Source organism: Pleurocapsa minor HA4230-MV1 (genome assembly GCA_019359095.1).
Classification (GTDB): domain Bacteria; phylum Cyanobacteriota; class Cyanobacteriia; order Cyanobacteriales; family Xenococcaceae; genus Waterburya; species Waterburya minor.
The window spans coordinates 454,027-470,018 of the sequence record JAHHHZ010000011.1 but is presented as its reverse complement, the minus strand read 5'-3'; the positions used below and the strand labels follow the sequence as shown (position 1 = coordinate 470,018).

Below are 15,992 nucleotides of genomic sequence, written 5' to 3'. Positions count from 1 at the left end.
TATAGGCACAAGGGAAGAGTAAGATACCCGACCATCCTACGAATACGAAGCGATCGCGCTTGAGCCAGTCGTCTACGGCATCAAAGATACCGCGCTTGGCTGGTGCGCGTCCTACTGCTATTGTCATAATTTTTAAATCCTCTTGCTTAGATATATAGTATTAGGCTGCAAGATTTGTCAAAACGTACTTTTCTATTATGCCTTGAGGTAGCTGTTTCAAAATACTGTTTGATAAGTACCCAGTTTTATAAAACTTTACCAGATTACCAGGTGATATTTCCTGTCATCAGCTGAAAATTTTCTTAAGATACTGTTACAAAATAAATTTGGCGACTGTATTTAAGTGATTATACCAAAATAGCATAAAACTATTGATAGGAGGGAAACAAAGACCTGTTTCCTGGAAATATTTTTCCTTCTGACTGATGAGAGTTCTTATAATAATTATTAGCAAAAAATTTATAAAACGACATATTACAGCTTCAAATTAAGTCAACACTTAATTTGAGCAGGGATTAATGAAAGTCTTTAGATTGATTATGTTTTACTAAATCAAGTGAGTGAGAAAATAGAGGTTAAGTGCCATATTCTTCAACTTAATCTCGAAAATATTAATTTGACTTAAGATAATCATGATGACAACAGACAAGACGCAACAACAGACTCTTCGCCAGGATATTCTTGGCTCTCGCAGACTTAGTAATTTATTGTGGGCAACGATCATTACTATAGGAGGAGTCGGCTTTCTACTGGCGGGTTTATCCAGCTATCTAAAAACTAACTTGTTAATTGTTTCCGATCCCAGTCAATTACAGTTTGTTCCTCAAGGAATTGCTTTAACTTTTTATGGTGTTGCGGGTTCGCTATTGGCAACATATCTCTGGCTATTGCTCGTATGGAATGTTGGCGGTGGCTACAACGAATTTAATAAAGAAACAGGAAAAGTGACGATCGCTCGTCAAGGATATCCAGGTAAAAATCGTCAGGTAGAAGTCGAAATTCCGATTTCAGAAGTACAGTCTATCAGAGCCGAGATTAGGGAAGGATTGAGTCCCAAACGTGCTTTATATCTGCGCTCAAAAAAAAGAAGGGATGTTCCTTTGACTCGTGTGGGTGAACCTATTGCTCTTTCTACTTTAGAAAACCAAGGAGCAGAGTTAGCCAGATTTTTACAAGTCCCCTTGGAAGGATTGTAAACGGCAAAATAAATAATATTTAGCAATATTTAGCGATCGCCCTACAGATTAATCGACAATCAAGCGATCGCCCTTCTGGCTAGGGCATCTAATCATCAACCCTTGACGCAGACTACTTGTTTGATCGTAGCGACAACTTCGACTAAATCCGATTGCTGTGCCATCACCTCTTCAATCGGCTTATATGCTCCAGGAATTTCATCGATAATCTTGCTGTCTTTACGACATTCAACCCCCTGAGTTTGCTCAATCACATCCTCCACCGTAAACTCTTTTTTCGCTCTGGTACGAGACATTAATCTGCCTGCGCCATGAGAACAAGAGCAATAGCTGTCATGGTTTCCTTTCCCTCTGACGATATAAGATTTAGTCCCCATTGAACCAGGAATAATGCCGTAGTCTTCTGATTGAGCGCGGACTGCTCCCTTACGAGTTACATAAACGTCTTCCCCAAAGTGAACTTCTTTTTCGGCATAGTTATGATGACAATTTACAGATAATAAAGGCTTAATCTCTTTACCTCCTGTAACAAATTCCTCGACAATCCGTTTAAAACGCTCCATCATCACGTCTCGATTGAAACGAGCATAATCTTGCGCCCACTGTAAATCGCGCCAATAAGCCTCAAATTCGGGCGTACCTGCCACAAAATAAGCTAAGTCAGGATCGGGCAAACTAAGATCGGCTAACTCAGCCAGTTTTTTACCTGTGGAAATATGACATTGAGCCAACTTGTTGCCAATGTGTCGTGAACCAGAATGAAGCATCAACCAGACATAATTATCTGTGTCCAAACAAAGTTCGATAAAGTGATTCCCGCCACCTAAAGAACCCATTTGTTTTTGAGCCTTATTATCTAAATCTTGTACTCCTGGATGTAGTTCTTTAAAATCTCGCCATCCTTGCCAATTAGTAACTTTCTGCTCAATACTTTTGTTTTCCCATCTACCAACGGGAATTGAACGCTCTATTTGATGACGAATCTTTTTTAACTTTCCTTCAAGGCGATCGCCTGTAAAAGGCAGCTTCAGTGCAGCCATCCCGCAATTGTGGACAAACACACCTGCACTCAGGGCAAAGTTATTGTAATCAGGAACACTTAAACAATAAACATCTTCTTTTTCTACTGTGGAAATGACTGAAACTACTTTGTGATTATAACCATGCTCATATTGTCGATGATTCTGTGGATTTGCCAATTTAGGAATTTCATCACCCAAAATCCCTGAACGAGCAACAATCCAATGAGCTTTTTGCCATCTTCCAGAATAGTTTTGCTGAATCAAAGTGTATCCATCTTTGTCTACTTTGGAGTAGAAAGGCATCAAAGAATCATTTGGCTTGAGATCGCTAGCCTGCCTATAATTTCCATCTCGTAACATAAATTGATGGTCTGGAGTACATTTGATTTCGTAGTCATTATCCAAAACTACTTTGATCAAATCAGCATTAATTCTAGTTTTTCTGGCGATCGCTTTGGCACAGACGATTTTACCAGTGTCCGTACAGGCATAGACATAGATTGAGCGCCCATGATTAGCCAGCTCGGCAATTCTATACTCTTTACCATCTACTAAAGGGACTTTGGTATCTCCTGTAAAACAACCAATATCAACCCCGACAGCAGCAGGAATTACCGCATCTTTCGTGGCAATAACTGAACCGACTAATGCTCCTTTGCCCAAATGAACATCAGGCATCAATGCCACATGCTTAAAGACAAAAGGAAGAGATGCGACATTTTTTGCCATTTGGGCTTCTTGATGATCGAGTGCATGATTTGCCCAAGACAATACTGGTTTGTTACTTGATAAATCTAATTGTTCGTGTGGCATAATTTAATTATTTAACTACGTATATATTACACAATTTGCCATAATTTTGCTTAGAAAAGTGGGCAATTGTGAAGATATATTTAAAACTTACTGATAGCAAAAAGCTTGAGTTTTTCCATCATCAAAAAGATTTGAAACTACACTAGTTAAGTAGAAATTAAGCTACAACGGTCAATGTCATCAGCGGTAATCAGTCAAAATTTAGAATATGACTCAAAAATCTAATGCGTGGTTAATCAAAATGTTTTCGTTACTGTTAATCAGCAGTTTGGTACTAGGAGGATGTGCGACATCCGCGACAGATATTTCGCAATCATCCTCATCATCTGATAATCTGGCAACTAATCAATCACAATTGGCGAGTGCCAAAAACAGTAATAAAATGAGTAATAATTTGCCCCAGCTAGAGGGGATGGCAAAGGTAGAATTGCAGGTTAATGGTTCTCCTATCCTGATTGAAATCAATGGTACAGAAGCACCAACAACTGCGGGTAATTTCGTCGATCTGATCGATCGAGGTGTTTACGATGGACTAGTGTTTCACCGAGTGATTCCTGGATTTGTCGCTCAAGGTGGCGATCCTCAAGGAAAAGATCCGAATTTTGCTGGGCAACTGGGGACGGGTGGCTTTACCGATCCTGAAACTGGTATGGAGCGTCGCATTCCCCTAGAGATAAAACTAGATGGAGACGAAAAGCCTACCTATAGCAAAGCCAAGCTCCCTAGTTCTTCTGTAGTTCTCAAACACGATCGCGGTGTCATTGCGATGGCTCGTTCTGCCATGCCTGATTCGGCTTCTTCCCAGTTCTATATCGCCCTAGAAGACTTACCTTCACTAGATGGAGACTATGCTGTCTTTGGCAAAGTAGTTGAAGGCATGGATATCGTTGAGCAAATCAAGCAAGGCGATCGCATTGGCACAGCTAAAGTAGTTGAAGGCTTAGAAAATCTGAAAAAACCTTAAAAAATAAACGGATTTTGGTTATTAGCAGCAAGTCTCTAATTTAATAGTTTTAGACCCTAAGCTCATAATTTCAAATAACTTCACCAGCCTATGGACGTGGTAATTACTGGGATAGGATTAAGTTCTTGTCTCGGTTCACTCCAATCAACTTGGTCAAGTATTTTACAAAGAAAATCAGGAATTAAGTCGCGCCAAATTTTTGAGCAACTTCCTGCTTACCCTTTAGGAATAATTGATTCCCAGCCAAGTCAGATCAGCGATTTAACTCAGAAAGTTCTCATTGATGTGCTACAAGATGCTGAGTTACACATACCATTAACCGATACTGGTGTTGTCATTGGCTCAAGCCGTAGTTGTCAGGCAACTTGGGAAAATTTGTCTAGCCAAATGTCCAGGCATCAAGCAAATAATTTAAACTTTAATTGGTTACAAACTTTACCTCATCAGCCTGCAATTATTACGGCTAATTATCTCCAAACTACTGCTCCAGTACTAGCCCCAATGGCTGCCTGTGCCACAGGAATTTGGGCATTAGCGAGAGGCTATGAACTAATTAAAACAGGTCGATGTGAAAGAGTTATTGCGGGAGCTGTGGAAACGCCAATTAGTCCTCTAACTTTAACTGCTTTTGCCCAAATGGGTGCATTAGCTACTACAGGTTGTTATCCCTTCGATCGATCGCGAGAAGGTTTAGTTTTAGGTGAAGGTGGCGCAATGTTTGTGTTAGAAACGGCAGAGTCAGCTGCTCATCGCTCAGCACAGATCTACGGCAGAATCAAAGGCTTTGGCTTAACCTGTGACGCTTACCATATCAGTACCCCCCAAGCAGTAAATGGCAGTGCCGCCAGAGCAATCAAACAGTCGTTAGAACGGAGTAATCTAGAAGCAAAGGCGATCGATTATATTCATGCCCATGGCACTAGTACAGTCTTGAACGATCGCCATGAAGCGCAGCTGATTCAACAGATATTTCCTCAAGTAGCAGTAAGTTCATCTAAAGGAGCTATAGGTCATACTCTGGGTGCATCTGGCGCAATTAACACCGCCTTAACTTTAATGGCGATAAAGCACAATTATTTGCCTCCCTGTGTTGGGTTAAAAGATTTGGAATTTGATTTGGATGTAGTTACTCAGGCAAGACAAGCAAAGATTAGTCATGCCATCTGTCTCAGCTTCGGTTTTGGCGGACAAAATGCTGTAGTTATCTTAAGCAGATAAACTGTGGACTTTCACTAAAAACTTAGCTAAAAGCTTATAGCTGTAAAACTGTTTGCAGCGATTTATGTTCAAAAATGGATAAAATTTGATAGCCTAAGTTAATAAGCTTTGGGAACGAATCAAGAGCGTGGAAATATCAATTGGTCGCGGAAAAAAGGCTCGTAGAGCCTATGGATTTGATGAAATCGCATTATCCCCTGGAGTGCGTACCCTAGACCCTAGTCTAGCTGATACTACCTGGGAAATTGGCGGAATCAACCGCGAAATACCGATCCTAGCTAGTGCAATGGATGGAGTGGTTGATGTAAAAATGGCAGTTTTACTTTCAAAGTTAGGGTCAATTGGAGTTTTAAACCTCGAAGGGATACAGACTCGATATGAAAACCCTGAACCAATTTTGCAGAAAATTGAGTCTGTTGGGAATGATGAATTTGTTGGTTTGATGCAGCAGCTTTATGCCGAACCGATCAAACCAGAATTGATCACTCAAAGAATTCAGGAAATAAAAAAACAAGATGCGATCGCCGCTGTCAGCTTAACTCCCGCAGGCGCAAGTAAATATGGCAAAATTGTCGCGGAGGCAGGAGCAGATCTGGTCTTTATTCAGGCGACAGTAGTATCCACGGATCATTTAGCTCCAGAAGCGATCGCCTCATTAGATTTAGCTACTTTTTGCCAGTCAATGCCCATGCCCGTAGTACTAGGTAACTGTGTCACCTACGAAGTTGCTCTCAAATTAATGAGGGCTGGCGCTGCGGGAGTCTTAGTTGGGATTGGGCCTGGTGCAGCCTGTACCTCTCGTGGTGTCTTGGGTGTTGGTGTTCCTCAAGCAACGGCAACGGCTGACTGTACGGCAGCGCGAGATGATTATTACGCCGAAACAGGTAGATATGTGCCAGTAATTTCTGATGGTGGTATTGTCACTGGAGGCGATATTTGTAAATGCCTTGCCTGTGGTGCAGATGCTGTGATGATCGGCTCTCCTATTGCTCGTGCAGCAGAAGCTCCTGGGGGCGATTTTCATTGGGGAATGGCAACTCCTAGCCCTGTATTACCCCGTGGGACTCGAATTAAGGTAGGAACGACAGGCACGATCAAAGAGATTATGGTTGGCCCAGCTAGACTTGATGATGGAACTCACAATCTGCTAGGGGCAATTAAAACCAGCATGGGAACTTTGGGTGCTAAAAATCTCAAGGAAATGCAGCAGGTAGATGTGGTTATTGCTCCTTCTCTATTAACGGAAGGAAAAGTATACCAAAAAGCACAACAGCTAGGCATGGGTAAATAAGTTGATGGGGATGTTGCCTACACTTGTTGATTGATAGAGATTGGGGAAATGGGGAAATGGGGAGAGTACATCAGCGTTGTTTTTCCTAAATCCCTAAATCCCTAAATCCCCAAGTCTCCAAATCCCTACTAACTAAAGCTTTAATTTTTTGTTTTGCCTATTTAGAATGCCGTAGTTGATAATTTAAACTGATTAACTTCAGCCATAGAGCAGGGTTTTTCTTTTCTAGCCAGGGCTGTGATTTTTTTAGTAAGCCAGGAAACCAACTCGCCATTAGTAAGTTTCTTAAAGCATCAAGGTTGAAAGATAAATATGAACCCAACCAGCGCAAGAGATCTTTGCTTCCAGCCATTTCTAGAATCCAAACTAGTAAGGCGGGGTTCTTACGGGCGGCAATTAAGGCTAATCGGGTAAAGGTAAGCCAGTCAGTACGATCTTTAATAAAAGTATCGGCAACTTCAGGTGGTTCGTCTGCCAGCAAACCAAAAAAAGTATTTAACATGGAATTAATTCTCTGGGGAGGTAGAGTTTTACCCGTCGGTACCATCATGCCTTTAGAGAATAGCCAGGTGACAGAAATATTGCTTTGATAGGCTCTAATTTGGTTGAGATGTTTAGCTGAAAGTAGATCGTGCTGCAAAGCAGTATTAAGCAGGGTAGTTAAACGTTCTAAGTTACGCACCAAAGAACCGAAGCCAGTAAAAATTAGAGGAGACTGGAGAGAAGCAGCATCACCGATCGCCACTAACCGATCGAATGCCACGGTGCGATCGCGATCGCTAGTACTAAAGTGTCCTGGAATATAGCCAAAAGTCGGCTTTTTCCAGACTAGCTGTTCCATATCGCAACGACGATACTCTGGCAAGATGGTAAAAAAGTCCTCGTACATTTCTAGTAACGAGCCAGGATTGTCTGGATGCACCTGATGATAATGAAAGAGATAGAAGGTTAATTCTCCATTACCTGCGGGAAACAGTTCCCAAATTAACTGTCTACCCCTAGATATATCACCGTGAGAATTTAAAACATCTCCGTAATCTTTGTCCCAAACTTCGGGAGCAAAACCACTTTTAATTACTGCTCCTACTGTAGGACAAACACTATCAAAAGCACGTCCACCATTTAGTTGCCAAGCGATCGGCGAAGCAGTACCCATAGCATCTATCAGTAGTCTGGCGCTTGCTTGTTTACTAGTTTTGGTCGGTAGATGGGTAAGTTTAACCGTCACCTCTGTATCTGTAACGTCGGCGCGAATAAATTCTGTTTCATCCCAAATTTCTCCGCCCGACTGACGTAGTTTATCGCCACAAAAGCGCAGGAGTTTTTCCGCATCGATCGCCACGTTAAGAACTCTAGGGGTATGCAAGACTGCTGCTTGAAGATTAGGTGGGTTATAAGCATCAAAAAACTTACTAAAACCGTCTATATATTCGGCAGCGATGACAGACTCAAATTCTTCGGGAGTAAATAAGCCCAAATTAATCAAACTCTGGAACTCATCACGAGAAATATTCCACTCTCGATTCATTCTGCCAAAGGGAAGTCTTTCTACCAGTAGCACTCTGTAGCCTTTGAGTGCCATCACCGCAGCGTGAATCACTCCTAGCGCCCCACCAATATAAATCAAATCGAAATGCTGTTTACTAGAGCCTGTATTGCCTTTAAAAATAACTTCCTGGGGCTGTTGTGGATGCTTCACACTTTCACGCCAGCGTTTTTCCCACCAATAAACTCGATTGAGATCGTATTCTCCATTAGGCATTTTCTGAAAGAAATGCACGGTTTTTGGATAATCTGACTCTAAAGCTGCAAAAATTGATTGTTGTGACAAATCAACTTCAGGTGGAGCAGGATAACTTGGGGGATATACAGCCTGAATTTCGGAAATTAGTTGCTGTTTAATTTGCTTTGCTTGATTGCCTTGCCCCCACTGAAATACCTTCAGATAAGTAGTGCGTTGTAACTGCCAAACAAATATTGATACCTCACTATCAGGTATGGCAAATTTAACCCGAATTCCATCACGAGTCTTAACTTTGTCGCCCGATAAAGGCTGCCATGTATGTTGTAACCAGTTTCTTACCCCTGCAATATCAGGAGTGGGTATTTCCAAATAGGCTAACTCTTTCATATATAAATAATATTAATATATCCTTAAGAAGTTTGAAACTGTAGGCAAATACAATAGCATTGAGTTAAGCTGACGGGATTGTAATTTTTGTATCCTAATTTCAGGTCAAAATTGAAAATCAATACATAGTTACTATCCTAGTTTAAATTCTAACTCCATCATGGATTATTCTATTCCCGCTAACACGGAAGAAATGCTGGCACTCAAAAATAGTGCCGTAAATGAAGAAGTTATTGCTACTGCGATCGCAGGTGTAGTTCAAATGGCTCGTCAACAAGGACAGTCTATCGAGCAGTTAACCGAAAGCATACTACAGGATGATCGGGTTCTCGATCCAGAGCGTCGCAAGTGGTTGAGTCAAATGATCATTCAGGCTTGGAATATCCTACCCTTGCAAAAAGATGATAGCGTGTAATGCTGGCTTCAAATATTTATTTTACTATTTTGATTCGGTAAAAACTTGGACTTGACCATTGGGATTTAGCAATAGGCGAATGATCGATGGCTGCGATTTGTCCACAGGAGAAATAAATGCCTCTCCGTTGACGGGAATATTAGTTTGACTTAAATAAAGTTGAGCAGCTTTACCTAGAGGTGTTACCTGTGTAATAGAACCGTTGCGATTAATCAACAGGCGATATTCTAGACTCTGCTTGAGATTTGCGGGTGGTTGCCATCTGTTTTCAAAATAAGTAACAACCTGTTGTGCTTGACTAGATTGATTAGATGAGTTTTGCACAGCTGAATCCTGAGATGGGTCGCTCAAGCTGGTTTGAACTTGGGGAGAGGTTTTGGGAGAGGTTTGGGCAGTAGGTATTTTCTCCAAAATGGTGGTTTTTGACTTGGCTGTTTGAGGATTTATGTTTGCTGATTTTTTATTCTTAGCTGAGTTGTCTAATCCTGACTGACGGGCAACATCAGATAATGGGTAATCAGCAGGATCTGGTATATTAGGCTTAGGTTTGGGTGTTTCTACGGCGGGAGGTGGCGGTAATCTTTTGGTCGAAGCAAGGGGTTCTCCTAGCTTGGTTGTAGCAGGTTTTTGATTGAGATCTGGGATAGAAGGGGGAGTAATTTCATTTAGTTCAGGAATTTTGGTTGAAGATTGAGGTTGAGAATTATTGATGGCGATCTCTGGCTGTGTCTGGGGTTTCAAAACAGTAATTATGGCGATCGCCATAATCGCGACGGCAGCAATTCCTCCCCCAAGCAGAATAACTTTTTGCCCAGATTGCGGTTGTTTAGTCTTAGATGCCAGAATTTTAGTTTGATATGCTTCTAATGCCGTCACCAGATCGAATAGCTGTACTGTACCCAGTCTGATACTATGGCGATCGCTATTATGAGTTAAAAAACCAAAAAAGAGTTCATGATGCATTAACCCTTGGGGTGTCAAATAGGGAATTTTGTCACCAATAACCTCTGGTTTGGAACTTGTCTGAATGTTTTTTGCTTGAAAAGAATTTTGCAGCTGTATTTGAATGTATTGCTGGATTGCTTTCTGAAGCTGTAATAACTCTTGTTGATTTCCCTGAATTGTTACTTGTTTTAAATTTGTTTGGCGTGGGTCATCAAATTTTAATTTAAACTGGAATTTTGGTAAGACATCTGAACTTATCCAGCGAGAAAAGAGCGATTTTTTACCAATAATTTCTAACGTACAGGTAGGTGGCGTGAAGCGATGGATTGTAGAGGACATTTTGCTGAAGCTAATTTAGAAGTTACGCTTAAATTATGATTATTTTATATTTGTATATTTGTATTAAACTATAATCTTTAATCAATCTAAGTTCATCCCAACAGCGTCAAAGATTGCAACCCAAAATAAACGATGACCATTTTGACCACTATAAAACAGTAGCGCAGTTAATAATTTCCAGGCTAAATTAGATAAAGACTCTAGTGAAGTATTTTGAGAATTAGCAATTCTGGCTTGATAGTAATTAATAAATTTGTCTAAATAATTACCGAGTAAAGTAGTCTGATGAGGTGATTCATTCTGTTCTGTAATTTGTTCTAATAGATTAACTCCCCGACGAAGCAATTCTTGATGTTGATTAGCCAAATGACAAATAATTAATACTAGCGATCGCACTTCTTCAACCTCTAGTTTTTTGCTGGCGCTAAAATCATTTTTGGGGTTAGAAGAGCCAAATTGCCAGTGGGTTAGGCGATCGCCGAGCGCTGATTCTAATTGCAAATCTTGAGCTGCTTGAATTATCTCCTCTGAGCTAATATTGGCGATCGCTTCTAATGCTAACAGAACTAAATCTAAATGACATTTGATCTTTTCTAATCCAGACTCAGCATCTTTTAAATTGACTAACTCTTGCCATTGAGAATAATCGGATTCAGTTTTGCTATTAATTGGCATAATAATTAGCCATGAATAAATACTCAAGCAAAATCGTATACTTCATTAACACTTCATTAAATATTTTTTAATTAATATTGTTTCTTGATAAAATTTTAAGAGCTTTAATTAACAATATTATAAGAATAAAAAACTATAAAACTTTTTATATCTATATATTAATATGACATTTTATTTATTTGGTGCAGGCGTATACTGTGTCTTTCTCTTGTTGCTCATTTTCAAAAATCAGCAAAATTTGAATACAGCTCCCATATCATGGCTGATAATTTTCATAGCATCAACTTTTTGGGTGTTTGTAATACCTATTTCTTTACTCGAAATGGTCATTAAGGTCATTAAAGGTAAGTCTAAACCTTATGGCAGAGGGAAATCTAGAATTGCTCAAGAAACTCCTCAATAGCTAAACAGCTAAAAATAATTATTTCAACTTAATCAAACATTTTCAATCCCGTTTAATTATAGAGTCGACGAATCAAACAAATATTTAATTAAAAATTGAGTGTAACTATCAAATACTTATGTAATCCGTCGACTTATATAACCATACGTAAAAACGTTAGGAGAACGTTAGGACATCTTTGAAATATTATTTCCTATTTCCTATTTCCTACTTCCTACTTCCTACTTCCGTCAGTACCAGGAGATACGTTGCCAGGATTAATCTCTGCTGCCAAACAGCTTTTCATTGCTTCCTCACTAGATATTTTAGATACAGTGGCTAAATCTAGGGTGCATTCGGCATGACGTTCTGGCAATAAGCTACGGCGACAGCTATCTAGAGTCATATCTGACTTTCCCTTTCCTGCCTCTAAACCGCTGCTGATGGTGGTGACACAGCTTGCAAGTTCATCAGGTCTACGGACGCGATAACAAGACTCTACAGCTTCATTACCTTTAATACCTGTCGCGGTGATATCAGTGACGCAGAGCGCCAAATCTTCAGGCTGTAAGGCATCAGAACAGGCTGCTGCTGCTGCTGATTGAGTTACGCCACTGGAGATAAGACTATTAGCACAGGTACCAATGCTGCCAGCTAATGCAGATGAATTAGGGGTAGCTAATAAAAATACGGGAAAAGAAACTAAACTAGTCCAACGAACTGCTTTTAAAAAAATTTGCATGGCAATTAAACTATAATTTTTAACTCACAACTATACTAAAGCTAGCTTGTCAAAATCGGAAGTAATAAAAACTTTTAAGGGATAAAGGATCGAGAACAGCATTCAACAGTGAGCAATGAGCAATGAGCAATGAGCAATGAAAAGAGGTCTTAAACCTGATTAATCAATTGTTCAATGTTCAATGTTCATAGCGAGTTGATAAATTGTTCTCTTAGTTTGCTTCCTTCATCCCTCTAGACTAGTGCAGTTTGGCAAGTGCAAGTCAGCAATCAACAACAGAGCTAGTATTGGGGAATACTCGAATCAATTTCTTGACTCCAAGCAATAATTCCACCCTTAACGTTAGTACCTTCAATCCCAGCTGCTCTGAGAATATTTAAGGCTTTAGCAGAGCGACCTCCCAGCTTACAATGAGCAATGAGACGATGACCATTAACTAGTTCTTTCACTTTCTCAATTGCACTACCGTCCTCTAATTCTGGTAAGGGAATTAAAACTGAACCCGCAATTTTGGCAATTTCGTATTCGTTGGGATTGCGCACATCTAACAGCACAAAGTCGTTTTTACCGCTGTCCATTAGTTGTTTGAGATCCTGAACAGTCATTTCAGCGATCGCATTACTAGCTGCTTGTTCCGCCGCAGCAGCTTGAGGAATACCACAGAATTCCTGGTAATCAATCAGTTTTTCAATTACTGGTCGTTCGGGGTTAGGACGTAGCTTTAGCTCACGAAACTTCATGTCCCAGGCATTATAAAGCAGCAATCTGCCACTAAGGGTATTCTCTGCACCCAGAATAATCTTAATTGTCTCCGTTGCCTGAATCGTACCAATAATGCCACAAAGAACGCCTAAAACTCCTCCTTCTGCACAAGAGGGAACCATTCCTGGTGGTGGTGGTTCAGGATAGAGATCGCGATAGTTGGGGCCTCCTTGATAGTTAAAGACCGTTGCCTGTCCTTCAAAACGGAAGATCGAACCGTAAACGTTAGGTTTATCTAGTAAGACGCAAGCATCGTTGGTCAAATAACGGGTGGGGAAATTATCTGTACCGTCAATTACTACATCATAGGGTTCGAGAATTTCTAAAGCGTTTGCCGAACTGATTGCCGTTTCGTATAAATCTACTTGGCAATGAGGATTGATACTGAGAATGCGGTCTCTGGCTGATTGAATCTTTGGTTTGCCTACCCAGGATTCACTGTGAATAATTTGACGCTGTAAATTAGAACTATCGACAATATCGAAGTCTACCAAGCCAATTCTGCCGATACCTGCTGCTGCTAAATACAGTAATAGTGGCGAACCAAGACCACCGCTACCAATGCAAAGAACACTAGCTGCTTTAAGGCGTTTTTGACCGTCTAATCCTACCTCTGGCAGGATGATGTGACGCGAATATCGTTGATATTCTTCTTTATTGAGTTCTATTGCTTCCAAATTTGGATTAAGCATGATGATTTGAAAAAACGCGATCGCAGACCCTGGGGTTCAGGTCGGCTTGTACTATGAACTCTTTATTATATAGAATTTTCTGTCACAAACTTTTTAGCTTTTTTCTTTATTAAGTAAAGTTAAGCAAATAAAAAAACAGCATTTGAATGGCAATTATTTAAGTACTCGTTCAAACAAAATTGTGACGCAAGTTTTCAGGGGTACTATCGATTTTTCGACTTTTGCCTGTAGAATTGCTCCTTGCCAACTAGATAAAATAAACTTCGCTAAGTGACCAGAATGATTATAATCTTCTAATTCTCCTGCTACTTTTGCAGCATCTAAGCATTGAGCAAAAGATCGTTCCCAACTATTAAATACTTGCTTTAAGCGATCGCGGAATAGTTCATTTTGGGCAGATAATTCTTGAGCTAGATTACCAATTAGACAGCCATCAATACAGTCACAGCTTTCTAGATCGACAATCTTTAATTCAAAATAGTTACGTAACCTGGTCAAAGGAGTATACTGCTCGTTCTCCAAACAGCTTTTTAGTTGCTCTTGACATCTACTAGCAAAATCATCAATGATGGCTAACCCAAAATCTTCTTTGCTCGCAAAATAATAGTAAAACGAACCTTTCGGCACGTTTGTTCTACTCAAAAGCTCATTAATACTGGCAGCATTGAATCCTCGTTGAGCGATTAAATTACTACCAACACAAATCAATTCATGGCGTTTGCTGGTTCGTTTCATACTAAATTAATTATAGTAGACCAGTCATCTAGACAAAATTAAATCTAACTTTTAAAACATAAATTATCAGTTTTAGATTGATCGAGCGATCGCCTCCTGCTTCGACAGCTGAAAACTTGTCTGAAAAATATTACAAGTTACAAAGTTCACAACGAACATAACCTCAGAATTGATCTAGATAAGATTAAAAATTATGGCTGAAAATCCTGAGTATTGGAGCTAAGCGAGTATACATGGCATTTGAAGCTTACGACCCAGAAAACTTTTATGACGAGCTGTTTCTAGAATTAGGTAAGCCGCGATCGCACTGTGCTGATTTAATTAGACACATGATTGAGCTGGGTATGCAACAGTTAGAACAACAGCGTCAAACAGCAGAAATAGCGTTGTTTAAATTGGGGGTAACATTTAATGTTTATAGCGATAATCAAGGGGTGGAAAAAATTTTTCCATTTGATATTATTCCCCGCATCATTGATGGTGATGAATGGTTAGAGTTAGAACGAGGTCTAAAGCAGCGCATTCAGGCTTTAAACTTCTTTCTCGCTGATGTTTATGGAGAGCAGAATATCATTAAGGACGGCAAAATGCCCGCAGAGATTATCCAAACTGCTTCGGGTTTTCTTAAACCTTGTTTGGGAGTCAAAGCGCCTGCTGGTGTCTGGTGTCATATTACAGGGACAGATTTAGTCAGAGATCGAGATGGCAAGTGGTATGTTTTAGAAGATAATTTGCGATCGCCTTCTGGTGTATCTTATGTCCTAGAAAATCGGCGGGTAATGAAGAGTACCTTTCCTGAAATATTTCGGGATATGACGGTTAAGCCTGTCGATGATTATCCCAGTCAGCTATTAGAAACCTTACTCAACCTAGCACCACCCCAGTTACCAGAACCGATGGTAGTGCTTTTAACTCCAGGAATCTACAATTCTGCCTATTATGAACATTCCTTTTTGGCACAACAAATGGGAATTGAACTAGTGGAAGGAAGGGATTTAGTGGTAGCAGATGGCTATCTGCAAATGCGGACAACGAAAGGCTTAAAGCGAGTCGATGTAGTTTATCGTCGCATTGATGATAATTTTCTCGATCCTTTAGCATTTAATCCCAATTCCCTTCTGGGTGTACCAGGATTAATGAATGTTTATCAGCAGGGTAGAGTTGCTCTTGCCAATGCCCCAGGAACAGGAGTGGCAGATGATAAGGTGGTCTATGCTTATGTTCCTGAGATGATTCGCTATTACTTAGGAGAAGAACCCATTTTAGCCAATGTTCCTACTTATCTTTGCTGGAGAGAAAGCGATCGCCATTATGTCTTAGATAATTTAGATAAGTTAGTGGTTAAAGCAGCTAACGAAGCGGGTGGTTATGGCATGTTAATCGGCACAAAATCTACAAGCGTCGAAAGAGCAGAATTTGCCGAAAAAATTAAGGCGAATCCTCGTAACTATATTGCCCAGCCGACTCTTAGTCTTTCGCGAGTACCAACCCTGATTGATGGCAAGGTAGAAGGCAGACATGTAGATTTACGTCCCTATATTTTGCATCGTGGTGACGAGATTTATGTGCATCCAGGCGGATTGACTCGTGTAGCGCTAACCAAAGGTTCTTTGGTGGTTAACTCTTCTCAGGGTGGCGGGAGTAAAGATACCTGGATTCTCAACTAAACT

General features: G+C 40.3%; 14 protein-coding genes. 6 read left to right on the top strand and 8 right to left on the bottom strand.

The window, feature by feature from the left end; all coding sequences use genetic code 11:
• Window positions 1-127, bottom strand: a 127-nt coding sequence (locus tag KME09_04530; GenBank protein MBW4533183.1) for a photosystem II D2 protein (photosystem q(a) protein), incomplete at its 3' end; no start/stop codon positions are given.
• A gap of 508 nt (window positions 128-635) precedes the next feature.
• On the opposite strand from KME09_04530, the gene KME09_04525 reads away from it, so the two are divergent.
• Window positions 636-1,196: a photosystem I assembly protein Ycf4 gene (locus KME09_04525; protein MBW4533182.1), complete on the top strand. Its 561-nt coding sequence runs from the start codon at window positions 636-638 to the stop codon at window positions 1,194-1,196.
• Window positions 1,197-1,291: 95 nt separating this feature from the next.
• On the opposite strand, the gene KME09_04520 is transcribed toward KME09_04525, so the two are convergent.
• Complete coding sequence (locus KME09_04520; GenBank protein ID MBW4533181.1) at window positions 1,292-3,031, bottom strand: RtcB family protein; 1,740 nt, start codon at window positions 3,029-3,031, stop codon at window positions 1,292-1,294.
• Between the two features lie 208 nt (window positions 3,032-3,239).
• Between KME09_04520 and KME09_04515 the strand changes: the two genes are divergently transcribed.
• The 3 genes from KME09_04515 to KME09_04505 all read left to right on the top strand — a co-directional run bounded on the left by KME09_04515 (window position 3,240) and on the right by KME09_04505 (window position 6,504).
• On the top strand, window positions 3,240-3,995 hold the full coding sequence (locus KME09_04515; GenBank protein MBW4533180.1) for a peptidylprolyl isomerase: 756 nt from the start codon (window positions 3,240-3,242) through the stop codon (window positions 3,993-3,995).
• A gap of 90 nt (window positions 3,996-4,085) precedes the next feature.
• Complete coding sequence (locus KME09_04510) at window positions 4,086-5,213, top strand: beta-ketoacyl-ACP synthase (protein MBW4533179.1); 1,128 nt, start codon at window positions 4,086-4,088, stop codon at window positions 5,211-5,213.
• A 127-nt stretch (window positions 5,214-5,340) separates the two neighbouring features.
• A complete protein-coding gene (locus KME09_04505; GenBank protein ID MBW4533178.1) occupies window positions 5,341-6,504 on the top strand; it encodes a GuaB3 family IMP dehydrogenase-related protein in 1,164 nt (387 codons plus the stop codon).
• Window positions 6,505-6,661: 157 nt separating this feature from the next.
• On the opposite strand, the gene KME09_04500 is transcribed toward KME09_04505, so the two are convergent.
• Window positions 6,662-8,635, bottom strand: a complete 1,974-nt coding sequence (locus KME09_04500; GenBank protein MBW4533177.1) for a flavin-dependent dehydrogenase — start codon at window positions 8,633-8,635, stop codon at window positions 6,662-6,664.
• A 160-nt stretch (window positions 8,636-8,795) separates the two neighbouring features.
• Here KME09_04500 and KME09_04495 point away from each other — a divergent pair, with 160 nt between their 5' ends.
• Window positions 8,796-9,050 carry a hypothetical protein gene (locus KME09_04495; GenBank protein ID MBW4533176.1) on the top strand — a complete coding sequence of 85 codons (255 nt, stop codon included), beginning with the start codon at window positions 8,796-8,798 and terminating at the stop codon, window positions 9,048-9,050.
• 24 nt (window positions 9,051-9,074) lie between these two features.
• Here KME09_04495 and KME09_04490 read toward each other — a convergent pair whose 3' ends face one another.
• The 5 genes from KME09_04490 to KME09_04470 form a co-directional block, all read right to left on the bottom strand.
• Window positions 9,075-10,334 carry a DUF4335 domain-containing protein gene (locus KME09_04490; protein ID MBW4533175.1) on the bottom strand — a complete coding sequence of 420 codons (1,260 nt, stop codon included), beginning with the start codon at window positions 10,332-10,334 and terminating at the stop codon, window positions 9,075-9,077.
• Between the two features lie 81 nt (window positions 10,335-10,415).
• A complete protein-coding gene (locus tag KME09_04485; protein ID MBW4533174.1) occupies window positions 10,416-11,009 on the bottom strand; it encodes a DUF3038 domain-containing protein in 594 nt (197 codons plus the stop codon).
• A gap of 617 nt (window positions 11,010-11,626) precedes the next feature.
• The gene (locus KME09_04480) at window positions 11,627-12,133 is read right to left on the bottom strand and encodes a hypothetical protein (GenBank protein MBW4533173.1); all 507 of its coding nucleotides are present in this window, start codon (window positions 12,131-12,133) and stop codon (window positions 11,627-11,629) included.
• A gap of 281 nt (window positions 12,134-12,414) precedes the next feature.
• Window positions 12,415-13,587, bottom strand: coding sequence for a molybdopterin-synthase adenylyltransferase MoeB (moeB, locus tag KME09_04475; protein ID MBW4533172.1), 1,173 nt, complete (start codon window positions 13,585-13,587; stop codon window positions 12,415-12,417).
• A gap of 153 nt (window positions 13,588-13,740) precedes the next feature.
• The gene (locus KME09_04470; protein MBW4533171.1) at window positions 13,741-14,322 is read right to left on the bottom strand and encodes a TetR/AcrR family transcriptional regulator; all 582 of its coding nucleotides are present in this window, start codon (window positions 14,320-14,322) and stop codon (window positions 13,741-13,743) included.
• A gap of 233 nt (window positions 14,323-14,555) precedes the next feature.
• Between KME09_04470 and KME09_04465 the strand changes: the two genes are divergently transcribed.
• Entirely contained in the window at window positions 14,556-15,989 is a 1,434-nt protein-coding gene (locus tag KME09_04465) for a circularly permuted type 2 ATP-grasp protein (GenBank protein ID MBW4533170.1), read from the top strand.
• Window positions 15,990-15,992 lie beyond the last annotated feature (3 nt).